Raw genomic sequence first — 23,998 nt, forward strand, 5'->3', positions numbered from 1 at the left:
ATACATCCAGTATGCGGACGCTCCTCCGCCTTGCGATGCACCGCATCTGACGCCGCGCGCTGATCCACCACGGATTACGGGACAGCCCTTAGGTCCATGAAGACCTCCCACAGTGCGCGTGCTGCAAGATTTGCGGCGATGCGGCGTACGAACGATTCCTTCGGCTGCTGCTCTGGCTTTCTCAAGCATGAGCCCCCCTTTCCTCTGAAGTACCCCGAGTTATCGAGGCCTTATGGCCTCTATCCAGCGGGTTCCCTCTGAGGAAGGTGATGCGAGGTAGAGAGTATCCGGATGTCGTCTGTGGCGGGAGGGGTTGTCGACAGGCGGTCAGGGGAGGTTGCCCGTACCGTCGGTGTGGGTGCCCTGACAGGACGGTGCTCGTGCGGCCTCGCGGCTCATTCGCACGTTTCGCGGGGCCGTCGCTCTGCCCGGCCTACTGAGCTGTTTTGCAGACTACGTTGCCTTCGCTGTCAGCAAGGCGATCCACCTGCGGGAAGGTCGTGGGCTGCAATTTTGGTCCACAGTTGGTCTTGAAGCCGCCGTAGTTGGACTCGTAGATGACGGGGTCACCACCGCCCAGGCCGCAAGTGGCGTGCACCTCGGCTGACGCTGATGGCCATTCTCCCGTGCACGCCTCCTCCGAGATGGTCCATGTGAAGGCCGTCTTCGGGGTGCTGGTGGGCGGCGCGTCAGCGGGCGTCTCGTCGCTGTCCCTCCAGACGGTGTTGCCGAGGATGAGGATGAGTAGCCACCCCACGCCAAGGGTTCCGGCCATTGCGATGCCGAGGCCATTCCCTATGAAGCTGATCACGCGCCTGGTTCGTCCCACGGTGCGACGGGGTTCGGTGGGGGTGGGTCTCGGGGTGTCCATGTGGTCTCTCTCGGTCCGGGGCGTGACGGGATCATCCCAGGTGCGGCTGCTGGTTCAGGTGCCGGGTATGGCGTCTTGGTCTATGTCGCGCGCTGGGGCGGGTTGTGGCCGGCGGGTGGGGTCGCAGTCGGGCCCGAAGCCTCGGCGGCGCGACCCCGGGGCCGTGAGTGGTTTCCCGCACTTCCGGCAGTACCGGTGCCGATAGCCGTTGTCCGGGGGCCCGGTGAGGGCTTGTTGCTGGTTCCGGTCGTCTCGGTCCATGTGGCCAGTGTCCTGGAAGTGGTGGCGGTGCCGGGTGGGATGGATCTACAATCACCGTTATCTGACGGGTACGCCCGCAGGAAAGGCCACCAGCCCGGTACGGGGCACGGTGGCCTTCGGTGTTTCTGGGGTCAGAGGGCTCCGAAGCGGTTCCGCTGCATGTTCCTTCGGACATGCTCGGGGAAGGGCTTGCCGTTCCGCAGCGCGCGCAGCGCATCCACCGTGTTGGCGTGCAGGCTTTCCATCTCGCCCCTGATCCCGCTCCAGTTTGCGATGGAGTCTTCGGCGCCGTGGAGAGTCAGGCCGCCGTCACTGGCATCGGCAAGTAGTCGAGCGGCCTCGGAAGGGTTCAGCTCACCGGCATCCACGGCCCGGCCGTAGAACTCGATGTCGTCCATGAGCGCCATGTCTTGAGTGTCCTTGTCTGCATTGAAAGTGGCCAGGGCTAGGCGACAAGCGCCGCGTCGGACTGGATAAGCGTACGGGGGGTGTAGTCGGCGTCGTCCTGGTCGCGGGCGAGCTCGTAGAAGAACAGGGCCTGCGCGTCGGTGGCGGGCGCCGGGGCCGGGCGGTCGTACTTAGTGGGGGCGGGGCGGTCCAGGACGTACGCCATGCGGTGGACCGTGTAGGCGCGAATCCCGGAGACCGCGAACTGGCGCTCGTCTCCGCGCAGTCGGCACATGGCAACGATGACGATGGAGCCGGCCTTCGTGGTGCGGATCTCGTGAATCTCGATGGTGCGAACGGTGGGCTCGGTGTCGCCGGGGGCGAGGTAGGTGATGGTCACGGCGTTGGCGTGATCCAGGGCCCGGTAGAGGTCGGCGAGGGTCTTGGTGGTGGTCTGCTTCGCCGTGTTCTTCATCCTGTGCCCCCGCGGTGTCGTCTTGGCGTTGATGTCACCTTGCCACAAAACACCTTGCGTACGCAATAGAATTACAGGTATTGTGGTCCCCATCGGGACGGACCCGGTAGCGGACACCCCATACCTGTATGGCGTCTGCGATACGAATGGAGGAAACTGGCGTGGCTACAGCCCCCAACACGCGCCCGCCGAACAACCGGTCCAGCGGGCGCTCCCCGAGAGGACCCCGCCCCGTGCCGACCAGCCCCGACCTGCGCAACCAGCTCAAGGCAGCCGCTTCCCTCCTCCGGGCCGGCGGTGACCCCAGCCCCGAACTCGCCAAGGCCGTCCGCCAGGTGCTGCTCCCCGGTGGGTGGAAGGAACTCCGCGACACCGACACGGCCAGCTCCGAGGCCAACCTCCCCATCCAGCTTTCGGAGCAGTACCGAACCCAGGTCGTTGACGCCGCCGAGAATGAGCTCATCACCGTCACGTCCGTGGTGAACGAGGGCTTCGAGAAGTTCCTGGCCGGCGAGTTCGAACCCCGCCCTCGCGTCCAGGGCCGGCGGGCTACGGGCGAGAAGAAGGTCAACCTGAACGTGCGCCCCAAGGCCGCCCTGCTCGCAAAGGTCCGCGAGTCCGGTGTCCTTCCCATGCACGTCGCAGGCGACTACCTGATGTACCGGTTCGAGGTCGGCCCGTACGCACCCGGGTACGTGGAGCCGCTCCGGTCCGGCGCCGACCGTGCCCCGTCCATCCCCCGCGCAGTCCGTGACCGGATCCGGGACAAGGCTGCCGAGCTCGGCCACGTGGTCCACCAGGACATGGATGAGGGCTTCCAGAAGTACCTGGCCGGCCAGTACACACCGGTCGCGCCGGAGTGGCCGAAGGGCGTCGACATGGCGCCGTTGAAGGTCCGCCCGAACGACGACTTGTTCGATCAGGTGAAGGTCGCAGCCCGGACGAAGTCGCCTGGCATGCGCCCGATCCAAATCGGCCTGGCCTACGTGATGGACAAGTACGGCATCGACCCGGCCGACATCGCCGAGTAGCCCCCGGCGGGTGCGCGGTCTACACGCCGACAACTAGGCCGCGCACCGGCCAGTACCTCGTGACAACCCCATAGGAGAGACCTCTCGTGACTGCCGTCACCGAGGCCCCCGCCAGCACGACGGCGGAGGGCCCCACCTCGCACACCCAAAACCAGCCCAGCCCCCGCCCGGAAAACACCTTCGGATACACCCGGGCCGAGCAGATCGACGCCCTCCACAAGCTCAGGGAGCAGTTCCTCCCCAAGGAAGTCCGACACCTGCCACGCGTGTGGTGCCAGGCATGCAAGAACTCCCGCGGCAAGGGCTGCCAGAACCACGCGATCGTCAAGTGCGAGAAGTGCAATCAGAAGATGCCCAGGAACGGGCACATCGACCTCGCCTACGTCGGTCACGCCGAGGCGACTAACCGGCTGCTGAACGTGGACCCGTTCTGGGACTGGGAGCCCCTGACCGTTGATGAGCGGGGTCTTCCGCAGGTCGACGGGTACTGCGGGCTGTGGATCCGCCTGACGGTGTGCGGCATGTCCCGGTTGGGCTACGGGCACGCTGGCGACAAGACGGGCGGCGACGCGGTGAAGGAGGTCATCGGCGACGCGATCCGGAACGCCGGAATGCGCTTCGGGATGGCGCTGGACCTGTGGACGTCGTCCGACCTGGAGATCGTCGAGTCCGGTGGTTCCGCCCTCGACTCCGAGGAGAAGCCCGCAGCGCCAGCGTCGCAGACGACAGTTGCACCGCCTCAGGGGCTGCACGTCGAACGCCTCGTTGACCAGGCCAAAAACTGCTGGGACAACGCCATCGCGCTGACGCGGGTCCTGGGTGACGCAGCCAAGCACAACGTCGCGGACGAGCAGGTCAATGGCCCCAACGGGTGGCAGTCGCTGCGCGAGTTGCTGAACGACCGAATCACCGAGCTGAACACCCCCGCCCCGGAGAGGAGCGTCGCCTGATGGCTGCCGTGGTCAAGGAGAAGGGCCGTACCGCCACGCACAGGCCGGCCGCCAGGAAGCGTCGCTTCCGGCACGACGACCTCATCGCCGTCGACCTGTTCTCCGGCTTCGGGGGCCTCACTGAGGGGATCAAGCGGGCCGGGTTCACCACGATCATGGCGGCGAACCACAACAGCTACAAGGTCGAGGTCCACGAGGCGAACCACCCGGAGGCCGAGCACTGGATCGCTGACCTGATCAACCCTGAAGCCGCGGACTACCACTCCGCCCGGGAACTCCCCGAAGCCGACCTCCTCGTCGCGGGTGTCAGCTGCGTCAACCACTCGCTGGCGAACACGACGAAGGCCTACGAGCAGGGCGGGACCCTGTTCGAGCTGGAGGACCCCGACTACGAGGCCCGCGTCACCAGGTCCGAGCGGGACCGGGCAACCGCGAACTGTGTCCTGCACTACGCCGAGCGGCACCGCCCGCGGCTCATCCTCGTCGAGTGCACCACCCAGCTCACCTCCTGGGGGCCTGCGCTGCCCGGCCGTCCGAAGGTTGGGGACGGGTCGACCTACCGGTGGTGGGTCAAGCAGTTCGAATCGCTCGACTACCGCCCGCCCAAGGTGCTCTACCTGAACAGCCAGTTCTTCGGGGTTCCGCAGTCGAGGGATCGCGGCTACTGGGTGTTCGTCCACAAGTCCCTGCCGATGCCGGACCTGGAGCACCGCCCGGTGTCCCGGTGCGGGGGCTGCGACAAGGACGTCGAAGCGGTGTGGACGTGGAAGACGGGCATCCCCGCAACTGGAACGGTGATGTATGGCAAGCAGTACGAGTACCGGTGCCCGTCCTGCCGCCGCCCTGTCGTTCCGCCGATGACGCCGTCGCTGGCCGCGCTCGACCTCACCAATCTCGGCACGCGCATCGGCGACAAGCCGGTCAAGACGTTCAAGGATGGGTTTGTCGGGCCGCTCGCCCGGTCGTCGATGGCCCGGGCGGAGCGGTGCCGTCAGCGGTTCGCTGACTTCCCGGCGATCCTCATGCCGGCGAAGGGTGTGCACGGCTCGGAGCGGCTGTTGCGGCAGCCGATGGCGACGCAGACCAGCCAGCAGGAGACCGCGATCCTGTCGACCGGGCCCGTCGTCGAGCCGCTGTGGGTACCCGGCGCCGCGGCTGCCGCACCGGCGATGGCGCTCGCCGTGGACAACTACCAGGGGGCCGCGCGCGGCGCCGGAGAACCGCTGCCTACGCAGGTCGGGTCGGAGACCCTCGCCGTACTGTCATCCGGCGTCATTCCGTACCGGAAGAACACGCTGCCCACGGTGCACAGTGAGGCGATGCCCACCTTCACCTCGGAGCAGATCCCGGCGGTCCTGACGGCAGCCGGCTGGTACAAGCAGAACGGAACCAGCCCCGAGCACGGGACCGCGCCGCACCCGCTCACCGACCCGCTCGGCACCCTCACCACCACCGACACCACGGCACTGCTCATGGCCCAGTGGAAGGCATCGCTCGCCGAGCTGCCGCTGGACGACTGCTTCTACCGAATGATGGCGGCGCACGAGATTGGCCGCGGGTGCGGCTTCGACGTCGACTTCAACGACTACCGCGGCACCTTCACCGTCTGGGGCTCGGCCCGCAACCAGGTCGACGGCTTCGGAAACGCCGTAAGCCCCCAGGTCGGCACGTGGATCGGGACCCGGCTCCGGGCTGTCATCCACACCGCACAGGACGACCTGACAACCGCCGCGTAGTCGCCGCCTGGTTCATCTGCACCACCGGCCGGTCCCGATCTGGGGCCGGCCGCAGTCTTCTCCACCCCTTGTTGGGAGGCCCGCCATGGGCGCCGTTGTTTTGCTGTGCCTGGCCCCGAGTGCTGCCGCTGTCGCTGTCGCCGCGTTGCGGTGCCGCCCGGCCCACCCGCGCCGCCTGCCCGAACCGTACGTCCGGTACCGGCCCGAGCTGCACCCCGCGGTCGTTCTCGCCGAACTCGAAGTCCGGCAGACCTACGCCGGCCTGGCCGAGCTGTACGACACCCCCACCCTGTCCGGGCCGCCCGCCCGGTGAACCCACCCATCCAGCAGTTCCGGCGCCCCAAGGAGGCGATGACCGTGTACCCGATAGCCGAGGCCATGGTGGCCGCCCTGGTGGTGGCCAGCGGTGTGACGTGGTGGAGGCTGCGCCGCCTGCAGCACCTGGTGAGCCGGGAGCGGGCCGCGGTGCGGCTGACGGACGCCGCCCACCACCGCGACACCGAAGCGTTCCAGGCCCGGATCCGGGCCGCGGCCGCCGAGCACCGCGCCGCTGAAGCCGTCAACCGGCTGCTCGCCGAAGCCGAAGCCATCGTCACCGCCGAGTTGGCACGCACCACCCATCACAACCCGCAGGAGGGGGACACACCATGACAGACCCGAAGACAGCCCGGCAGGACCTGGTCGATCACCGGCACTACCGGTACCGCGGCTGCGCCCCCGACCCCGACGACCCCGGTATGGCCACGGCCGGCGGGATGAAGAAGGTGCCGCTGGATGTGTGGGGCCCGTACACCGACGACGGCGCGGAGCCGCAGAAGGTTCGTATCGACCGGGAACGCCTCGCCAAGACCGTGTGCGGCCGCTGCCCGGTTCTGGCCGCGTGCCGCATCTACGCCAACACCACGGCAGTGGACTCGGACGGGGTGGAGCACCTGGTGGAGCCGGAGGGGGTGATGGGTGGGGAGCTGGCCCTGACCCGACACCGGGCGCTCATTGCCCGCCGGCACGCCACCACCACAGGCACCCTGGCTGCCGCACCCGGCAACACCGAGGCCGCCACGCCTCCCGTAGGCCCCGCCGCACCACCGGTCCGGGACATGGCCGAGGGCCGCACCGCGCAGAAGCGCGCCGTCCTGGACGCCCTCGCCCGCGAGACCGACCCGGAACTCGTCGCAGCCCGGGCCGGGATGGACGTACGGACCGCGAACTGGCACCGCTCCGCCCTGGTCACCCTGCTCGGTCTCGACAAGGAACGGGCGACCCGCGACCAGCTGCTCGCCGCCGCAGTCGACCAGGGCCTGCTGCCTCCCTCGACCCGGATCCGCCCCGACGGCCGGTGGGCGTACGCCGCGGCGCCGACAACGGACGGGGCACGGCAGCGCCGCATCGCCCCCGGCCGCCCCGTACAGCTGCTCCTGCCCGGCCTGGAGCACATGCCGCGCACCCGCCGACCCCTCACCCGGCCCGGGCGGCCGCCATACGGGCGCGGCCCGGCACGGCTCCTCGGGCAACGCACCCGCCTCCGGCACCTGGCCGCCGTCCGCACCCTCACACCACCCCTCATTCCGACAACCGTGCTGGAGCCTGCCGCATGACCACCCACCACACCCCAGCACCCACCCCGGCCGTCGGCACAGGCGCGGACGCCTCCACGGACCGGACTGCGGCCGCCGACCAAGCCCTCGCCAACCGGTGCCAGACCTCCGGGGACTACCTCGCCGGCCTCATCACCAAGGGCATGCTCGACGCCGTCAGCCGCCCCAACAAGCTGCCGGAGCTGATGTTCCCCGACAGCGACCCCGCCGTGGTGCGGGCCGTGTGGGAGGCGGCGTTGGCGGTCGGGTACCGGGCCGGGAAGGAAGCCGCCCGCCCGACATGGACACCGGATGCGCTCCGCCACCTCCGCGCCGAACTGGATACGGCCGGGTTCGTGTCCATGGGGCGCCTCGCCGGCAGGTCTGCGTCCCTCCACTCACCCCGGCACCCCGCCGACACCGATGTGCCCGCCCAGCCCGGCCCGGTGGTGCGGGGTGGTGGTCACCCGTGACTGGACGCCCGCCCCTGTTCGACGAGACCGTGCGGCAGCGGTACCTCGCCCACGTCGCTACCGGCCTCACCCTCGCCCAGGCCGCCGCAGCCACCCCCATCCACCACAACGTCCCACCCCGTCACGCCCGCACCGACCCGGCGTTCGGCCGGGCCCTCGCCGACGCGAAGGCCGAGGGGAAGAAGGTGCGGCAGGAGAACATCCCGCACGGCGAGTACCGGTACAACTGCCTCCAGTGCCGGTGTGACGTGTGTTGCATCGCGGCGACGAAGGGCCGCGCCGGCCGCCGCGCCGCCGCCGAACAGGCCGAGAGTGAGGGGCAGTCGACACCCCCGGGCCAGGTCCACGAGATCCGGCCCGAGCCCAAGTCCCTTCCATCCTTTTTGCTGGCCAGGGCGTCTTGAGGGGTGCCAGGCCAGCCGCGCAAGATCATGTTACTTCGTGTGAATTTTTATAGGACAGAGATCAACTCCCGCACGGCTGTGCGATGAGCTGCCTATCTGATGACAAGTCGGATCTTCGACACGATGACCGAGGGGACAGACAAGTGGTGACCCGAACGAGTAAGCTGCGCTTGGCGCCAGACGGCTACTCAGGAATGGGATCGGCCGGCCGGTATCCCAAGACAAAGGGAAAGGCCCCGCTGCTGGGTGTGCAACCACCCAGACCACCAGCGAGGCCGGGCCGACACACAACACTCACGAAGGTGCCGACCGATGGCTAAGAGTACCCGGGGATCTTCCCCCCGCGACAGTAGGACCTCACGATCCGGCGTGAAGATCACACCGCCGACGCAGCGAGGCCCTGTCACCGCTACTTCACTCATCGCGTGACCGCCCAGGGCGAGCGGACCGCTCCCCGCTCGTACTACAGCGACGACATCGTCACGCTGCTGCTCGGCGACTCCCTTGCCCAGTTGCGCACCCTCGGCGACGAGTCCATCAACTGCATCGTCACCAGTCCGCCCTACTTCGGACTCCGCAACTACGAAGCTGACGGCCAATACGGTCTCGAGCAGACACCTGCCGAGTACGTGGAGACAATGCAATCCGTCTTTTCCGAAGCCCGCCGGGTCCTCACGAACGACGGAACCCTGTGGCTCAACCTCGGCGACAGCTACTCCGGCTCCTGGGGCAACCAGGGCCGCGGGGAGCCGCGCCCCATGAAGCAGCAGGTGCACGACGGCCGCTACCCCAACAAGGGAACGCACACGGGATCCATCCGCCCCGGACAGCCGCCCGCTAAGAACCTGCTCGGCATGCCATGGCGTACCGCGTTCGCACTTCAGGACGACGGCTGGATCCTGCGCAACGAGATCGTGTGGCACAAGCCGAACGCCATGCCGGAGTCCGTTCAGGATCGCCTCAGCAGCAGGCACGAGCACCTGTTCATGTTCTCCAAGCAGCCGCAGTACTGGTTCGACTTGGACAGCGTTCGCGAACCGCACAAGGCTCCCTCACGGAAGGCTGGAGCGCGCGCTTTCCGTGCCCGCGACCTCAACCACCAGCGGACTGCCACGGGCTCCTACGAGGGCCCTGACAGTCGCGGCCGCAATCCTGGTGACGTCTGGGAGATCGCTACTCGCCCATACCCGGAGGCGCACTTTGCGACGTTCCCAATCGACCTGCCGCTGCGCTGCATCAAGGCTGGCTGCCGACCGGGCGGAACCGTGCTCGACCCGTTCTCGGGATCAGGCACCACGGGCGACGCGGCGCGCAGGCTCGGCCGGAAGTACGTCGGCATAGACCTCAACGCCTCGTACCACGACCTCGCCGTGCAGCGTTTCGCGCAGGGCGTCCTCGACTTTGGGCCCGCAGCATGAGCGCGGCCCAGCACGCAATCGAAAGGACCGGGATGACGTAGCGACTTCCTAAGCGGGAGGTCCTGGGCCCCTTGGCGGGGGCGCTTCCTCTACCGCTGGCCGCTGATGTTGGCGCATCGTGCGCGGCCACTTCCTACGGCTCGGTTTGGCGACCGAGCTAAGGCCCGACTCTCAGATCCGGTTTGGCGACCGGGGCCGAGCAGGTCGAGCGACTTTCAGGTTCTTCCGGAACCAGCACCCACCGAAGCGGGCTTTTTCGTGTCCGCAGAACGGAACGAGGTCCATAGTGCCGTACGCGCACAGCGCTTGTCAGCTTCCGCACGCCCGGACGGGCGATTCGCGGCAAAAGTCCCCCGATCAGGGCGGCATCCCGTGCCAGCAAACTCCTAGCGACACGATCACCCCACATGACACGTTCGAACACGTGTACGAGTACAGTGACGCTCCCGGTCGTGGGGGAGCCCTGGGAGTGCTCGCAGCCGCTCAGTGGGTCTCCACCACGACCGGCCGCATCGCCCCGGACCCCTACTCCTGGATGCAGTCCGTCCACTGGGTAGGCGGCTCCGGCCTGTACACCCCGTCGCGCAGCTACGGACCGAAGTGGGGGCCCACCACCGTGCTCATCGCACAGGAGCTGTCCGCCCTCACCGAGTGCCGGCCCGGGGTCGAGTACCTCGCCCGGAAGTTGAAGCTGTCCAGGCGAACGGTGCAGTACCACCTCGACATGCTCCGGGAGGCCGGACTCCTCGTGTACCGGTCCAAGGGCACCCGGCTCACCGGGCACATCCGTCAGGCGTCCGTGTACGAGCGGGTCATCCCGGCCGCGTTCGACGAGGCCCTCGGGATCCGTACGGTGCAGCGCGACGAGACCGCACCCGCGTACACCCGCGTCCCCGTCGGGATCGCCGAGGAGGGCCGGAAGCTCATCGGGAAGCTCGCGAAGAAGGCCGCCCGGAAGGTGCGCCGCCGTCGCAGCAGGACCCGTGTTTCGGGTCGGGGGCGTTGCACCCCAATGCAGGTAGGTACCTCAGCGCTCTCCTCTACCGGTGCTTCCACATCTCCCTCTGAGACAAAGCTCGCCAGCGGGAGCGACATTCACCCCACCCAGAAGAAGGCCCACCGCGGGCCGCAGAAGCTGAACCGGGTCGGGCGCCGCTACCAGCTCGCCCAGGAGCTCATCACCAACGTGCCCTGGCTCGCCGCTGCCTCCGCGCCCCGCATCTCGTGGATTGCCCGGCACTGCGCCGACGCCGGCTGGACATGGCGCGAGGTTCAGGCAGCTGCCGAGGAGCACAACCCCATCGACCCGGCAGATGCCCGCCGCCCGTCGGGTCTCCTCGCCCACCGCCTCAAGGGTGTTCACCGCCTGTACGCCGCCCCGGCCAGCCGCGCCCTGATGGTTACCGCGTGGGAGGACTCCCGGGCACAGGAGCACTTCCGGCACAGCTGCTACGACCAGCCCGCCCCCGTCACCGTTCCGACCCGCCACACCGCGGACCAGGCCATGCGCACCATCCACGCCGTGCTGTCGCAGCCCTCCACCGAGGACGTCACCCTCCACGCCGGAGGCAGCATCGACATCACCGCCCTGACCCGCGAAGAAGTCCTGCAGCACCGGGCGAACGCCCTGAACGACCCCGGCTACATCGAAGGGATGCTCGTCATCCTCGGCGACCGCGACACCCGCCGCCTCCTGACGAACCGACTCGTCGACCAGGCCCTCACCCTGCTGCGCCTGAACACCCCGACCTTCGCCAACGCCTTCTGATCGGAGAACGCCATGACCAGCAAGCAGCGCAACACCAGCAGCAGAACCGCGAAGCTCCGACACCAGGCCAAGGCGCGCGCCGAACGCAGCACCCACACGCCCTCTCCGAAGCTCGCCAGCTTCCCGGCCACCCTCGAAGCTTTCAAGGTGGGCCTCGCCATCGGCCACCTGCCCGTGCTGTGCTCTGACGGGCAGGTACGGCAGCTCACCTACGACAGACTCCGCGACCACCTCAACGCCGTGTTCACCAGCGAGGGCGAACCGCCGCTGAGCGCAGGAGAGCTGACCCGCTTCCTTGCCGACAGCCTGGCGTCCGGGGAGATGGGGATGCGCACTGACGGTGTGTGGTTCACCTCCGAGGACTTCTTTGCCACGCCGGGGGTCCAGTCGTGACCACCGAAGCGTCCGGCCAGGACCTCGCCCGCCTCGCCCTCGCCCAGTACAAGGCCAGCACCAAGAACCAACCCCCACAGCCCGCCAGACCACCCGGCGCCAACTCCGCAGCGTCCGCACCGGAGACTGACGAGCCCCCTCCGGCCTCGGCAACGTCCTCACACAACTCGCCGGCGACCTTGGCTGGCAGCAAGGCGTCCAGGGCGGCAACATCCTCGACCGGTGGGCCGAGCTGTGCCCCCAGTACGTCGGCCGTATCCAGCCCGTCCACTACGACGCGGAGCGCCGCGTCCTCGAGCTCCGCCCCTGCTCCCCGGCATACGCCGCCCAGCTACGACTCCTCGGCGGACAGCTCGCGAAACAGATCAACGACAAGGTCGGGTCCGAAGTCGTCCGCGCGATCAAGCCGCTGCCGGTTGGTGCTGTGACTGCCGGGTCCTCGAGCCGACCCGTACCCGCCTCAGAATCAGCAGTCCCGGCCGAGGCCCCGGCGAAGACCCGCGACACCGCCAGCACGGGCTACCAGGCCGCGCTGGCCGCAGTACGGCCGAAGGCGGCAACGGCGGTCGACACTCTCGTTGCCGCAGCCATCGACCGGCAGACCCGTACCGCCGCCCGCGAACCCGAGACCGTGCACGCCAACGCCATAGACGCACTCGCAGCCCTCCACGCCGGCCAAGAACTCAGCCGATCCGAAGAAGTCCACCAGGCCGCACTCCAGCGCAAGCACGGCGGAGACCGCCCCGTACGGACCGCGTTCGACATCGCATGACCACCTAGCGCGGGCTTTACCGCGGTAAAGAATCCATCGACCAGGGAGCACGTATGACGGAACAGCACACACCGGTCCGAGCCATCACGGAGTGGCCGAAGCCGGCGTTGATCTACACGGGCCTGTTTCGAGAGCCGGCCTTCCTGGTCGAGGTTGGCGCTACCGAGGCAGAGGTTGAAGACGGTGCGCTCGGGGGCTTTACCGCGGTAAAGCCCCCGCCGACACGCGCGGGATGCAACTAACGCCTCAATGCCTCAATAGATCATGGACGTTAGTAGGGTGTCCCCATGAGCTCTCCAGCCGGCGACCGCGAGAAGGTCGTATCGAAGCTGCCCGGATCCCTCCGGCAGACCCTCAAAGTGCGCGCTGCCCAGCACGGCATCGAGATTCAGGCCGCAGTCGAGCAAGGCATCACCACCTGGTGCAACCTCGCTTCCAGCCTCAACCCCGTCGATACGCGCGGCGCCGACTCCTTCGCCACGTTCCTTCCCAGCGGCCAGTGGGACGCCTTCCGCCAAACCGTTGCCGACCGCGGAGTCTCGCTTATCCAAGGACTTGCCCAGTCTGTACAACTGTGGCTCGACACCAACCCCGCCCCCCACATTGCACGCCCCGACATCACACGCCGGTTCATCGTCTGCAACCAGAAGGGCGGTGTGGGGAAAACCGCGATCACCGCAGGCACCGGCGAAGCGCTGGCGGAGGACCCCAACTCCCTCTACCCCGTACGCATCGCCAAACAGCTTGCCGCTGCCTCCGGCGAGGAGAGCCCCCTCGACGTTGAGAACCTTCCCGGGATCGGACTGCGAGTCCTACTTGTCGACTTCGACCCCCAGTGCCACCTCACCAACCAGCTCGGCGCCACCCCTCTCCCCATGACCGGGGACAGCCTCACCAACCACATGGCCGGCGACCCCAAGGGCGACCTGCGTGATCTCGTCGTATCCATTGAAGACGACACGTTCGGGGGGCGCCTGCACTTGCTGCCCGCGTGCAACGACGCCTTCCTGCTCGACGTACGCCTGTCCGCGGTCCGCGCCCGCGAAGCCGCCCTCGAGAGGGCACTCGCCCCGCTGGAAGGGGACTACGACGTCATCATCGTCGACTGCCCGCCCAGCCTCGGGCTCAGCATGGATGCCGCCGCGTACTACGGCCGCCGCCGCGACGGCGAAGCCCCAGGCCAGTCCGGCGCCCTCATCGTCGTTCAGGCCGAAGACAGCAGCGCCGACGCGTACGAGCTGCTCACCTCGCAGTTCGAAGACCTCCGGGGCGACCTCGCTATCGTCATCGACTACCTCGGCATCGTCGTCAACCTCTACGACGGGCGCCGCGGGTACATCGCCACGTCCTCCCTGCAAGGCTGGGTCGACATAAAGGATCCGCGCGTCGTCGGCCTCATCGGAGACCTGAAAGAGCAGAAGGAAGCGGTCCGCGTGAAGCGCCCACTTCTCTCCTACGCGCCACGCAGCCAGCAATCCGTTGCCATGCGGGCACTCGCACGGGAGATCTCATGAGCAAGGCCGACCAGCTTGGCGCAGGACGCTTCGGCGCCACCCAGGGCGTCAGCGCGCGCCGGCAGGCCGTTGCTGACGCCACCGCTAAGGCCACCGGAACCGCCACTGTCGGAGCCCCCGATAGCCGACTACAGACCATCCCCCTGGAGCAATTGGTCCCCACCAGGTTCAACCCGCGCAAGAACTTCGGCAGCGACCAGGACTTGCTCGAGTTCGGGCTCAAGGTCAAGAAGAAGCAGCTGGCACCAGCTGTTGCTGTCACGCGCGACGCATACCTGCGCCTATGGAAGGAGGAGGCCGACAGCGTAGGAACAGCCCGCTACGTCATCGCCAACGGGGAGAGGCGCTTCCGCGGCTCCAAAGAGGCTGGTAGCGCCACCCTCGAAGTCATCATCGACGACACCCACGCAAAGACCCGCGCGACCTTCCTGGACGCTGTCCTCTCAGAGAACAACGACCGGGAGGACCTTGACCCGATCGAACGGGCCCTGGGCATTCAGACCATGGTCGAGCAGCTCGGTGGCAAGTCCGAGGTCGCTAAGCACTACGACAAGTCCGGCGGCTGGGTCACCCAGCAGATGTACCTCCTCAGCCTCGCTCCGGAACTGCAGGCTCTGGTGAGCAGCGGAGACCTTCCCGTTCGCGAGACGCGGACCCTGGTGAAGCTGCCACACAACGAGCAGCTGAACGCCTGGCGGGACCGGGAGCGGGAGCGGGAAGAGGAGAAGGAACGCCCCAGGACCCGTCGCCCCTCCCCCACCGAGCAACAGCCCGCGGCGCCCCAGACGGCTGGAGGCTTTACCGCGGTAAAGCCCGAGATCGAACCGGGACTGCGGGGCGACAAGAGGAAGCCGGCAGGAAGCGCTGCCCCCCAAGCCACGGAGGAGAGCAGTCCGCAGAGCCCGCCCTTCAGTGCGCCAACCACGGGGGAGCGTCCGGAAGAAGGCGAGGCGACTCTGCCGGAACCTCGCCGAGGCCGCATCGACAACTCACCGACAACCGGCGGGCAGGCACCGGAGGAGGGTACTGAGGCTGACGATGCTCGTCCTGGTGCTACGTGGTTGCTGCCACCTGGCGGTTGGGAGGCAACGTTCAATGCGGTGGTTGCGCAGATGGGGGAGTTCGATCGACACATGCTGACTACCGCACTGAACAAGCGCCGGGACGAGGAGCTGGGCACGGCTGGCGGCTCGCCGAAGAACCCATCCGCCTGACAGCAGCACCGCGGCCCCGCCTCTCACCTTCACGGGTGGGGCGGGGCCGCTTTCGTGTGTGCGGTCGGATTCGGTCGAAAAGCTGCGCCTTGCCGGGGTTTTTCGGTCACACGACCGAGTGATAACCGGTCGCACCCCTTCCGTATGCGGTGACCACGGACTTGGTTGGGAGTGCCGTCGCCCTGCCGGGGGTGCCGGACCGCAGGGGCGGAGGTCTCCCACCCCGGGATCGCAGCGCCTCTGCCCCTGCACCCACACCCACCACCCACGATTCCCCCAACCACTCCCCCACCCAGGACCCGCCGGGCTACAATCACCGTCATCTGGCGGGTGTGTCCCGTGAGGTCTCAAGCCCCCACCGGGCACCGGGTTGTTGTCGGCAAAACTCCGGCCCTGAACGGTGGGGGCTTCCTCATGCCCAGTTCGTGTCCCCGTGCGAGGTTGGCCGGGACCCTACCCCCGCCAGGGTCACAGCGGTATCAAAACTCAGGCACCGCTTACCTGTGCGGCCGAAACGGTGTCACAGTGGCCTTCCCTGGTAGGCCCACCGGCAGCCGAACCGGGGGAGGCAGGGCACCGCGAATGCCCTGCCGCCCTTCCCGATGCCGGAGGAGCGGAGACGCCCCATGCCGTCATCAGCAGAACCCACACACCCCGCAGAGCCCACAGGGCCACCAGGCCGGGTCCTCAGCTTCGACCGCCGCAACCGCCGCCGGCCCGCCGCTGTACCGGCACACCTTCAAACCGGGCACCCTTCGGAACCGAGCGCGGAACAGCTGCTCGCCGAAACGATGGAAGCCCTGTTCCTGAAGCACGGGCACACCCTGTCCGACGATGCCACCGCGGACATCTACCGCACCACCCTCGACGCGCTGCAGATGATGCTCGACGGGTCGAAGGCGACGGGGAAGGTGGGGGAGGAGGAGCACCGGCACCTGTCGGGCATGGTCGCGGGGATGCGCGGATCACCTGACGAGTTGTGAATATGCCGGTTGGCAATGCGGGTTGATCTGTGACGAATCGACAACAGTCACACACGTACCGTTGATCAACTGCAACTTTCTGTTCAATGCGGGACATATTCGTGCCACACTGGGCGTCCGGAACTACCCGGAGTGACAGCCTCCGGCCACCGGCGCGCGCCCCGGCCCACACCGCACCGCTCCGCGCCCCCTGGCCGGCCACCGGAACGGGGACAGCATGCTGGGAGACGACACCACCGCACAGCGACTCCGCCTCCTCCAGGCGGAGTTCACCCAGCACGTAAGGACCGGACCCGGCGACGGACGCACAGCCACCCGCACCGAGGCACCCGCACCCATCGACCTCGACGTCGTCGACCGCATCCGCGCCGCCGTCTACGAGCTCGAAACCCACACCCGCGCCGCCGACTGGACCGCCGCGGCCGGCCCCGTCCCCGCCGACCCGGCCGACGTCTACGACTGGGCCCGCCAGCACACCGCCCACCTCGACCCCGAACGCCAACAGGCCCGCGAAGCGATCATCTACCGGCAGGGCCTCGAGCACGCCATCGCCATGGGCGACACCACCGCCATCCGCAAACACCCCTGCCCCGAGTGCGGGTGCTGGGGCCTGTACTGGCGGCCCGCAGCCCGGCGCGCGGTCTGCGTGAATCACTACTGCACCGACGACAACGGCGTCGCGAACACCTGGTCACTGGCCCGCCTCGCCCGCCAGCACGTCGCCGCGAAGGAAAGTACGGCCCGGCACGCAACCTGACCGCCTCATCAACGGTCTACTCATTGCCAGCACAACTCCATCACGAAACACCCCCAACCGGATTCACTGAGTCCGAACCCCTGTATCGGCCGCCGGAGCTGCGAACGACGGCCAAGCCGAGACCGGGAGCAGCCCGTGGCCATACAAACGATCACCCCGTACCCGGTCGCCAGCGACATGACGGACCTCAAAGAGATCCGCGACCAGCTCAAGGACACCGGGCACCCCATCTCGCTCGACGACATCAGGCGCTGGATTCAGGACCAGGACCTGTACACCGAGCGGTACCGCGGGAAGACCTACGTCAGCTACAGCGACATCCTGATGGCCCACCAGGAAGCCGTCACTGGGCGCAGTTGACCCGGCCGGCCGCCAGCACAGAGCAGGCCCTCACCTCGAGCGGGTGGGGGCCTTCCTCGTGCCCATCCCAGTTTTCTATTGCACGTGCACTAGAAATATGGGTACTCTGGCATAGCCGACAACAACCCGAGCACCACCGGGCCGAAGCACCCACCACCAGGAGTCCGCCATGGGCCACGCCGTGATGACGCACACCAAAAACCCGAACAGCGTCAGCCACTCCAGCCTTGAACAGGACCGGCGGGACCGCTTCGACAAGGCGATGGATGAGGCGGACAACACCGCTGACGCCCTCACCTACCACGCGCTCATGTGCGTCCTGATCGTCTTCGCCGGATTCACCGACCCCCGCGTCAAAGAAGTCCTCAAGTGCGCCTGCCAGGCCTGCTACTGCGACCTCATCTTCGACGCTGAAGCCCCTGGCGCCCTCGTCACCGAAGCGCCCACTGGCTACAACCTCGGCCGCCTCCAGTGCCCAGACTGCGCCGACGACCACCCCCGCCCCGTCGAAGACTGACCCCCAACTCCCGGTCCTGCCATTTGCGACGTGGCAGGACCGGGCCCCGGCCCCGAGTCGAGCACCACACCTGATGGGTGCGCAGTAGCTCCCGGGGCCGGGTGAACAACCCCTCCCACACCACCACCCGACCACCCGGGAGCCCGCCATGAACCTGCCCCGCACCAGCACCGGCACCATCCTCGACGTCGCCGGCCAGCTCCTCAGCTACTTCAGCCTTGAGCGCACCACCCTCATCAACACCGGCCGGGAAGCACTCAGCATCGAAGCCGCCGTATTCAGGGCCGTCACCGGACGCATCCCCAACGCCTTCACCCGCGACCCCAAGACCGCCGAGCTCCTCCTCGAGACGAACGAGCCCACGCAGGAAGCCCTCGCCTGGATCTCCGCCGTCCTGCCGACCGACTCCCCGTACGACGAGAACACCGACATCGACGACCACCTCGAGCACATCCGCACCTGGGTCAGCACCCCGGACTTCTTCACCGGCGCCCTCCCGGAGCCGTTCGAAGTCATCCGAGTCCTCCAGTGCGCCAAGCAGGCCGCCGAGGCCCTCGCCGCCGTACCCGCCCAGCGCACCGCCGCCTGACCCCCGCCGTCCGCCCCAACACGCAGAACGGACCCACGCCATGACGACCATGACCCTCGGCTCCGCCCTCACCGGCGGCCAGGACCCCGACTACTACGCGGGCCGCGCCGACGCCTACGACGACTCCAACACCCTCACCCTCGACCACCTCACCGTCCGCGCCGGCATCCACGCCGACTACGCCCACCTCCCCTACGCCCTCGGCTACATGGATCGCGTCCTCGAACTCCGCATGGAACACGACGCCGTCACCGCCGCCGAGACCGAGCTCGCCCACACCGATCTGGTCGACGCCCGATGAACGCCCGCGACGAGCTGTACGCGTTCGCCACCGCCGCCTTCAAAGACGCAGGCGTTCCGCCGCTGGTCGATGAGCTGCTGAACAAGCTCCTCGACAACACCCGCTCCGAGTCAATCGCCGAGCGGGACGCGCAGATCATCGCGTGGCTGAAGAAGAAGGCGGGCGAGGAGGGGACCAGTAACAAGGAGTCCCGCGCCCGCTCTGCCGCCATCGGGCGGATGGCGGACAAGTTGTCGCGGGGCGCGGTTCGACCGCCGCTGTCGAGCGACGCGATCAGGAACAAGCTGCGCGCCGAGGGTCTGGCCGAGGCCGCAGACGCGGTGGCCGACCTCCTCAAGGACACGCCCGAGTACGGCGAGTTCGTCGCCGACTTCCTCCGACGCCGAGCTCGCGAGGCCGCCGACCAGTGACCTGGCCGACCGTACCCGAAGTCATCGCCCTCGTGCTGGGAGCCGTAGCCGCCGCCATGATCTGCGCTTCCCAGCACGGCCCCGGCACCACCAACCCGCAGGACCCTCCGGACGGAGACGAACCGTGAGCCGCAAGACCGCCACCAAGAAGCGCCCCACCACCCGCACCACGGCCACCCCCACGCTGACCGCCGCCCGCGCAGCACTCCCCGTCCGGCCCCACCCCGGCCCCGAGTTCATCACCCAGCAACAGATGGCCGCCGCGTACGCCGCCCGCCTCGCCAACCTCCCCCTCATACCCATAACCGCCTGGCAGCCGCAGCCCGACGGCACGGTCTGCGCCACGTTCCCCGGCGGCGCCACCCTCACCCGGACCGCAGACAGCACCGGGTTTGACGCCCTCACCCCCTGCGCCCAAGGCGCCCACCACCACAACCGAGTCACCACCGGCACCCAGCTCCGCCACGCAGCCACAGCCGCCGACCAGTGCACCAACCTCCACGGCCGGCCCCGCACCCTCACCCTCCACCAAGCCGCCACCACCGCCGCCGACACCCAAGCCCTCACCCGCAACGACATCGACACCGGACTCGCCCAGCGCACCGCCGATACCGAGACACCGAAGGAGCACCCCCAGCCGTGAGCACGAACCGAGAATTCTGGATCCGTATCAACCCGGCAGGCTGCGTCACCGGCTCCGTCCTCGCTGGCTACGTCGGCCTGCTCGCCGAAGACGCCCACAAGGAGTTCACCCCGCGCATCGCTGACCGGCGCAAGGAAGCCGCCGCTGGCTGGCGACACGAACTCATCAGCCACGACGAGTGGACCAGCCGAGCCCAGCCGAGCCTCACCGGCCACTGCGACCACCCGCGCCGCGCCGCAACCACGGCAGCGGCCTCGTGACCGCCACCGACCAGACCTACCTCGTCGTCCTCGGCGCCGGCGTCCTCCAAGCCAGCCACAACGCCCGCATCCTCGCCCAGCACGGAGACAACCAGCTCGGACGGCCCTGGTCCGCCCGCCCCGGCCTCCGCATCTGGAACGGCAACCTCACCCGCATCGGCCACCACGACCAGGCCGCCTTCGCCACCGAGGCCAACACCCTCCTCCCCGCCCACATGTCCGTCGAAATCGCCGACCACCGGCACGCCCGCCTCGACGACCACGGCACCTGGACCCGATGCCCCGCCACCGCCACCGCCGACGGCGCCGTCCCCATCACCGTCGCCCTCGCCGCCATCCACAACCAGACGACGGAGACGTGATGGCCAACACCCGGCACTCCAAGCACAAGCGGACCGGCCACGCCAAGACCAGCCTCTCCACCCCCGAGAAGTACCGACTCCTCATCGTCTTCCCCGGACAAACCCGCACCCGCCACTTCACCACCAGCGACCTCCCCCGAGCCCGAGCCGTCGCCCGCCGCAACGCCCAACTCGGCGCCACCGTCACCCTGCAAGACCACGAGGGATGGGGCCGCTACACCACCACAACCACCTACACCCCATGACCGAGTACGAAATCGCCTGCCTCGGCAAGAAACCGTTCCCCAGCCGCGCCAGCGCCCGACGCCGCGCCCGACAGATACGCGGCGAAGGCGGCCCCGCCTTCCGCGACTACCGCTGCCAGTTCTGCTGGACCGTCCACCTCGGCCACACAGCCGGCCACGCAACCTACCTCCGCGCCGGACGACACGGCCCCATACCCGTACAGGAGTACGCAGCATGACCCTCTCCCTCTGCAAGCACCGCTTCCCCCTCATCGCACCCGGCGGATCCTTCTTCCACCCCGGAGACTGCGACCGCTGCGGCCTCACCTGGGCCGCTGGTCAGGCCGAACTGGACAGGCAGACCGAGCAGATCCGCCTCAACACCGCCCACGAAGGCAACTGCGAGTACTGCACCAAGCGAGCCGTCATCTTCCAGTTCCAGCGCGAGTCCATGCCGTGGGACGAAGCCGACCCGCCCGTGCACTGGCTCTGCCCAGGCTGCTGGAGCGGCGCCTCCGAAGTCGCGGACGGTCTCACATACAGCGAAATCTCCGCAGCCCTCGACAGCCCGCACGGCACCTCCCTCGAACGCTTCGTCTTCGGAGGGGCCAAGTGACCACTGCCCCCACCCTCACCGGCGCCTACCTCTGGAACCCCAACCCACGCCTCTGCATCGCCGTCCACGGCCTCGCGGGACCCCAAGGCAGCAAATCCCCCGTGGGGTGGGGGAAGAGCCGCAAGACCGGCAAGGCAATCCCCCTCATGCGGGAGTCCTCCCTCAAGGTCAAGCCCTGGCGCGACAAGGTCACCGCCTCGATCCAGGCCGCGCTCCTCGCCGGGGAAGCCCAGCACCTAGCCGGCCCCGTACGCGCCGACATCACCTTCACCATGCCCAAGCCCACAAGCGCCCCCAAGCGCCGCCGCACCTACCCCGCCGTCAGCCCCGACATCGACAAGTTGGAGCGCAGCACGTACGACGCCATTACGACGTCAGGGGTCTGGGAAGACGACGGCCGCGTCATCGAATCCCACACCCGCAAGGTCTACCCCGGCGAACACCCCGACGCCCTGGACCAGCCCGGCGCCATCATCCGCCTCTACACCCTCGGAGACCCGACATGACCATCACCGCGCCGGAGACGCGCCGCCCCACAACAAAGGCCGTAAGCCCCCGCGAGCCCGGTAACTGGAGGCTCAGCAGCGCATGCCGTGACGAGGACCCCGACCTGTTCTTCCCGCAGGGCGGCCGCGCGGCGGTTCGTGTCCAGGTGGAGCAGGCGAAGCAGGTCTGCGCCCGCTGCCCGGTTGTCGAGCAGTGCCTGCAGTGGGCCCTGTCGGCCAGGGAGAAGCCTGGGGTGTGGGGTGGAACGTCGGAGAGTCAGCGTCGTCGTATGCGGCTCAGGTCGGCCGGTGTCACCCAGACCGTTGAGGCGGAGGGGTGGACCGTGAACCCGGCCGCGGTCGAGGCGTACCTGGCGGGCACGTTGAAGGACGCGCGGGCCGTGGACCGGGTGACGGCCATCGGCGCTGGTGTGGCGCAGGGGATGCGGCTCCGGGAGTTCGACAAGCTGTACGGCTTGGCGCCGGACACGACGTCGTCGTTCGTGGCGCGGATGCGAAACCTGTTCGCGGATCACGGCATGGTGTTCCCAGTGCGGGAGATCAACCCATCGAATCAGCGGGCGTTCAGTCCGGATGAGGTGGTGAAGATCCGTGAGCGGGCCGCTGCTGGTGGGGAGACGGACGTGCAGCTGGCTGCGGTGTTCGGTGTCCACAAGAAGACGATGGCGTCTCTGCTGACGGGGAAGTCCTATCGGGGTGCTGGTGGGCCTGTGCGTGCCCGGAAGGGTGCAGCGCCCCAGGAGCTGCGGCCGCTGCCCGTTCAGGGCGACATGGGGGTGGCGGCGTGAAGGGCGACTCGATGGCTGTGCGGGCTGCGTCCGCACGGTGGCAGACCCGGCGCCGACAGCTGGTCGCCGCCGGCCAGTGGGAGCCGTTCGTTGACGCGGAGCCGGTCCGTGAGCACCTGCGGAACGTGAACGCTGCGGGCATGCCGTACATGGCGATCTGTGAGCGTCTGGGGCTCGCGCAGAACTCTTCTCTGCAGCACGTGATGTGGGGGCGCGGGAAGTACGGGCCGGGGCAGCAGGTTCGCCGGGAGACAGCGGAGCTGGTCATGTCGTACTGGCCGTCGCTGGCCGACTTCCCGGACGGGGCACGGATCGACGCTACGGGGACACGCCGTCGGGTTGAGGCGCTGGCGGTACGTGGGTGGCCGCGTCACATGATGGCTGAGCGAGTCGGAGTGGACGAGTCGCACTTCCGGAAGGCAGTCGGGCGGGTGCGGGTGACTGCACGCCTGGCCCGCGGTGTGGCTGCCGTGTACGACGCGTGGTGGGACCAGGACCCGCTGGAGCACGGTGTGTCGCAGCATGCGGTGTCCCGTGTGCTGGCCGATGCGTCACGGCTGGGGTTCCAGCCGGCGCAGGCGTGGGATGACGACACGATCGACGACCCGGCCGCGGTACCCCTTACCAGCGTGGCGCCGGCTGGCTTCACCGAGGGCGACGACGTGGCGGCCCGGTTCCTGATGGGTGAGTCCGTGATCCTCAACAGGGAGGGTCGGCATGAGGTCATCACCCACCTCATGGAGTGGACGCAGTACTCCCTGGAGGAGATCGCGGAGCGGTTGGAAATGTCCCCGGACGCGGTGTCGCGGACGTGGGAGCGCATCAAGCGCAAGGCCCGTGACGAGGGCCGCAAAGCACCATGGCGGCGCGTGTACGTACCGCTGCGGGACCTGAACCTGAACCAAGACGACATGAGGAGTGCGGCCTGATGGCTGGCGAGACGGTAATCACTGTGTGCGGGAATCTGGTCGACGATCCCGAGCTCCGCTTCACCCCGAACGGTGCCGCTGTGGCGAAGTTCAGGGTGGCGTCGGTGCCGCGGGTGCTGAACAAGGAGACGCAGCAGTGGGAGGACGCGAAGGACGGGCTGTTCCTGACGTGCTCGGTGTGGCGCCAGGCCGCTGAGAACGCCGCTGAGAGTCTGACGCGCGGTATGCGGGTCATCGTGCAGGGCCGGCTGAAGCAGCGGTCGTACGAGGACGGGCAAGGCGTCAAGCGGACGGTGTACGAGCTGGATGTCGACGAGGTCGGGCCGAGTCTGAAGAACGCGACGGCGAAGGTAACGAAGGCGTCGGGTGGTCAGCGGCCGGAGGTGCAGCAGGCGGCCCGTCAGCAGGGTGCAGCGTCTGCGGGGGATCCGTGGGCGCAGAACACGCCGGGGGCGGGTCGGTCTGCCGGTGGCGGGTGGGGGAGTGGAGGGGATGAGCCCCCGCCGTTCTGA

General features: G+C 68.4%; 34 protein-coding genes and 2 pseudogenes. 32 read left to right on the plus strand and 4 right to left on the minus strand.

Annotation, left to right across the window (positions count from 1 at the left end; genetic code table 11):
* Positions 1-433: 433 nt before the first annotated feature.
* The 4 genes from ABT025_RS18370 to ABT025_RS18385 form a co-directional block, all read right to left on the minus strand.
* The gene (locus tag ABT025_RS18370; RefSeq protein ID WP_350995175.1) at positions 434-811 is read right to left on the minus strand and encodes a hypothetical protein; all 378 of its coding nucleotides are present in this window, start codon (positions 809-811) and stop codon (positions 434-436) included.
* A 114-nt stretch (positions 812-925) separates the two neighbouring features.
* Positions 926-1,132, minus strand: coding sequence for a DUF6011 domain-containing protein (locus ABT025_RS18375; protein ID WP_350995177.1), 207 nt, complete (start codon positions 1,130-1,132; stop codon positions 926-928).
* A gap of 131 nt (positions 1,133-1,263) precedes the next feature.
* Entirely contained in the window at positions 1,264-1,539 is a 276-nt protein-coding gene (locus ABT025_RS18380; protein ID WP_350995181.1) for a hypothetical protein, read from the minus strand.
* Between the two features lie 38 nt (positions 1,540-1,577).
* A complete protein-coding gene (locus ABT025_RS18385) occupies positions 1,578-1,994 on the minus strand; it encodes a WYL domain-containing protein (protein WP_350995183.1) in 417 nt (138 codons plus the stop codon).
* A gap of 233 nt (positions 1,995-2,227) precedes the next feature.
* On the opposite strand from ABT025_RS18385, the gene ABT025_RS18390 reads away from it, so the two are divergent.
* From ABT025_RS18390 to ABT025_RS18550, 32 genes and pseudogenes are all read left to right on the plus strand, one after another.
* Positions 2,228-3,025: a hypothetical protein gene (locus ABT025_RS18390; RefSeq protein WP_350995185.1), complete on the plus strand. Its 798-nt coding sequence runs from the start codon at positions 2,228-2,230 to the stop codon at positions 3,023-3,025.
* 86 nt (positions 3,026-3,111) lie between these two features.
* Positions 3,112-3,975: a hypothetical protein gene (locus ABT025_RS18395; RefSeq protein ID WP_350995187.1), complete on the plus strand. Its 864-nt coding sequence runs from the start codon at positions 3,112-3,114 to the stop codon at positions 3,973-3,975.
* Positions 3,975-5,711 (plus strand): DNA cytosine methyltransferase, encoded by a 1,737-nt coding sequence (locus ABT025_RS18400; RefSeq protein ID WP_350995189.1) that lies wholly within the window; start codon positions 3,975-3,977, stop codon positions 5,709-5,711. The genes ABT025_RS18395 and ABT025_RS18400 overlap by 1 nt, the downstream gene beginning before the upstream one ends.
* 85 nt (positions 5,712-5,796) lie before the next feature.
* Positions 5,797-6,024 carry a hypothetical protein gene (locus ABT025_RS18405; protein ID WP_350995191.1) on the plus strand — a complete coding sequence of 76 codons (228 nt, stop codon included), beginning with the start codon at positions 5,797-5,799 and terminating at the stop codon, positions 6,022-6,024.
* 38 nt (positions 6,025-6,062) lie between these two features.
* Positions 6,063-6,362: a hypothetical protein gene (locus ABT025_RS18410; protein ID WP_350995193.1), complete on the plus strand. Its 300-nt coding sequence runs from the start codon at positions 6,063-6,065 to the stop codon at positions 6,360-6,362.
* Entirely contained in the window at positions 6,359-7,306 is a 948-nt protein-coding gene (locus ABT025_RS18415; protein WP_350995195.1) for a hypothetical protein, read from the plus strand. The genes ABT025_RS18410 and ABT025_RS18415 overlap by 4 nt, the downstream gene beginning before the upstream one ends.
* Positions 7,303-7,758, plus strand: coding sequence for a hypothetical protein (locus ABT025_RS18420; RefSeq protein WP_350995197.1), 456 nt, complete (start codon positions 7,303-7,305; stop codon positions 7,756-7,758). The genes ABT025_RS18415 and ABT025_RS18420 overlap by 4 nt, the downstream gene beginning before the upstream one ends.
* Complete coding sequence (locus tag ABT025_RS18425; RefSeq protein ID WP_350995199.1) at positions 7,755-8,162, plus strand: hypothetical protein; 408 nt, start codon at positions 7,755-7,757, stop codon at positions 8,160-8,162. The genes ABT025_RS18420 and ABT025_RS18425 overlap by 4 nt, the downstream gene beginning before the upstream one ends.
* A gap of 425 nt (positions 8,163-8,587) precedes the next feature.
* The gene (locus ABT025_RS18430) at positions 8,588-9,580 is read left to right on the plus strand and encodes a DNA-methyltransferase (protein WP_350995201.1); all 993 of its coding nucleotides are present in this window, start codon (positions 8,588-8,590) and stop codon (positions 9,578-9,580) included.
* Positions 9,581-10,049: 469 nt separating this feature from the next.
* Positions 10,050-11,348: a helix-turn-helix domain-containing protein gene (locus tag ABT025_RS18435; protein WP_350995203.1), complete on the plus strand. Its 1,299-nt coding sequence runs from the start codon at positions 10,050-10,052 to the stop codon at positions 11,346-11,348.
* Between the two features lie 12 nt (positions 11,349-11,360).
* On the plus strand, positions 11,361-11,741 hold the full coding sequence (locus ABT025_RS18440; RefSeq protein WP_350995205.1) for a hypothetical protein: 381 nt from the start codon (positions 11,361-11,363) through the stop codon (positions 11,739-11,741).
* Between the two features lie 157 nt (positions 11,742-11,898).
* Positions 11,899-12,513, plus strand: a pseudogene (locus tag ABT025_RS39525) (DciA family protein); the annotation flags it as partial.
* 287 nt (positions 12,514-12,800) lie between these two features.
* Complete coding sequence (locus ABT025_RS18455) at positions 12,801-14,027, plus strand: ParA family protein (protein ID WP_350995209.1); 1,227 nt, start codon at positions 12,801-12,803, stop codon at positions 14,025-14,027.
* Entirely contained in the window at positions 14,024-15,241 is a 1,218-nt protein-coding gene (locus ABT025_RS18460) for a ParB/RepB/Spo0J family partition protein (protein WP_350995214.1), read from the plus strand. Before ABT025_RS18455 ends, ABT025_RS18460 begins: the two co-directional genes overlap by 4 nt.
* Before the next feature lie 791 nt (positions 15,242-16,032).
* Complete coding sequence (locus ABT025_RS18465) at positions 16,033-16,224, plus strand: hypothetical protein (RefSeq protein WP_350995216.1); 192 nt, start codon at positions 16,033-16,035, stop codon at positions 16,222-16,224.
* Positions 16,225-16,441: 217 nt separating this feature from the next.
* Positions 16,442-16,981 carry a hypothetical protein gene (locus ABT025_RS18470; protein WP_350995217.1) on the plus strand — a complete coding sequence of 180 codons (540 nt, stop codon included), beginning with the start codon at positions 16,442-16,444 and terminating at the stop codon, positions 16,979-16,981.
* 135 nt (positions 16,982-17,116) lie between these two features.
* Positions 17,117-17,341 carry a hypothetical protein gene (locus tag ABT025_RS18475; RefSeq protein ID WP_350995219.1) on the plus strand — a complete coding sequence of 75 codons (225 nt, stop codon included), beginning with the start codon at positions 17,117-17,119 and terminating at the stop codon, positions 17,339-17,341.
* A gap of 169 nt (positions 17,342-17,510) precedes the next feature.
* Entirely contained in the window at positions 17,511-17,858 is a 348-nt protein-coding gene (locus ABT025_RS18480; RefSeq protein WP_350995221.1) for a hypothetical protein, read from the plus strand.
* Between the two features lie 148 nt (positions 17,859-18,006).
* Positions 18,007-18,447, plus strand: coding sequence for a hypothetical protein (locus ABT025_RS18485; protein WP_350995223.1), 441 nt, complete (start codon positions 18,007-18,009; stop codon positions 18,445-18,447).
* 40 nt (positions 18,448-18,487) lie between these two features.
* On the plus strand, positions 18,488-18,748 hold the full coding sequence (locus ABT025_RS18490) for a hypothetical protein (protein ID WP_350995225.1): 261 nt from the start codon (positions 18,488-18,490) through the stop codon (positions 18,746-18,748).
* Positions 18,745-19,158, plus strand: a complete 414-nt coding sequence (locus tag ABT025_RS18495) for a hypothetical protein (RefSeq protein ID WP_350995227.1) — start codon at positions 18,745-18,747, stop codon at positions 19,156-19,158. The genes ABT025_RS18490 and ABT025_RS18495 overlap by 4 nt, the downstream gene beginning before the upstream one ends.
* Complete coding sequence (locus ABT025_RS18500) at positions 19,155-19,286, plus strand: hypothetical protein (protein WP_350995229.1); 132 nt, start codon at positions 19,155-19,157, stop codon at positions 19,284-19,286. Before ABT025_RS18495 ends, ABT025_RS18500 begins: the two co-directional genes overlap by 4 nt.
* Positions 19,283-19,801, plus strand: coding sequence for a hypothetical protein (locus ABT025_RS18505; protein ID WP_350995231.1), 519 nt, complete (start codon positions 19,283-19,285; stop codon positions 19,799-19,801). The genes ABT025_RS18500 and ABT025_RS18505 overlap by 4 nt, the downstream gene beginning before the upstream one ends.
* Positions 19,798-20,061: a hypothetical protein gene (locus tag ABT025_RS18510; RefSeq protein ID WP_350995233.1), complete on the plus strand. Its 264-nt coding sequence runs from the start codon at positions 19,798-19,800 to the stop codon at positions 20,059-20,061. The genes ABT025_RS18505 and ABT025_RS18510 overlap by 4 nt, the downstream gene beginning before the upstream one ends.
* Positions 20,058-20,423, plus strand: a complete 366-nt coding sequence (locus ABT025_RS18515) for a hypothetical protein (RefSeq protein ID WP_350995235.1) — start codon at positions 20,058-20,060, stop codon at positions 20,421-20,423. The genes ABT025_RS18510 and ABT025_RS18515 overlap by 4 nt, the downstream gene beginning before the upstream one ends.
* Positions 20,423-20,668, plus strand: coding sequence for a hypothetical protein (locus ABT025_RS18520; RefSeq protein ID WP_350995237.1), 246 nt, complete (start codon positions 20,423-20,425; stop codon positions 20,666-20,668). The genes ABT025_RS18515 and ABT025_RS18520 overlap by 1 nt, the downstream gene beginning before the upstream one ends.
* Positions 20,665-20,886, plus strand: a complete 222-nt coding sequence (locus ABT025_RS18525; protein WP_350995238.1) for a hypothetical protein — start codon at positions 20,665-20,667, stop codon at positions 20,884-20,886. Before ABT025_RS18520 ends, ABT025_RS18525 begins: the two co-directional genes overlap by 4 nt.
* Positions 20,883-21,263: a hypothetical protein gene (locus ABT025_RS18530; RefSeq protein ID WP_350995240.1), complete on the plus strand. Its 381-nt coding sequence runs from the start codon at positions 20,883-20,885 to the stop codon at positions 21,261-21,263. Before ABT025_RS18525 ends, ABT025_RS18530 begins: the two co-directional genes overlap by 4 nt.
* Positions 21,260-21,769 (plus strand): RusA family crossover junction endodeoxyribonuclease, encoded by a 510-nt coding sequence (locus ABT025_RS18535; RefSeq protein ID WP_350995242.1) that lies wholly within the window; start codon positions 21,260-21,262, stop codon positions 21,767-21,769. Before ABT025_RS18530 ends, ABT025_RS18535 begins: the two co-directional genes overlap by 4 nt.
* A pseudogene (locus ABT025_RS18540) lies at positions 21,766-22,056 on the plus strand (WhiB family transcriptional regulator); the annotation flags it as partial. The gene ABT025_RS18535 and the pseudogene ABT025_RS18540, both read left to right, overlap by 4 nt.
* Before the next feature lie 512 nt (positions 22,057-22,568).
* The gene (locus tag ABT025_RS18545) at positions 22,569-23,486 is read left to right on the plus strand and encodes a sigma-70 RNA polymerase sigma factor region 4 domain-containing protein (RefSeq protein WP_350995244.1); all 918 of its coding nucleotides are present in this window, start codon (positions 22,569-22,571) and stop codon (positions 23,484-23,486) included.
* Complete coding sequence (locus ABT025_RS18550) at positions 23,486-23,998, plus strand: single-stranded DNA-binding protein (RefSeq protein WP_350995245.1); 513 nt, start codon at positions 23,486-23,488, stop codon at positions 23,996-23,998. Before ABT025_RS18545 ends, ABT025_RS18550 begins: the two co-directional genes overlap by 1 nt.

Source organism: Streptomyces sp. NPDC002809 (assembly GCF_040295435.1).
Lineage (GTDB): Bacteria > Actinomycetota > Actinomycetes > Streptomycetales > Streptomycetaceae > Streptomyces.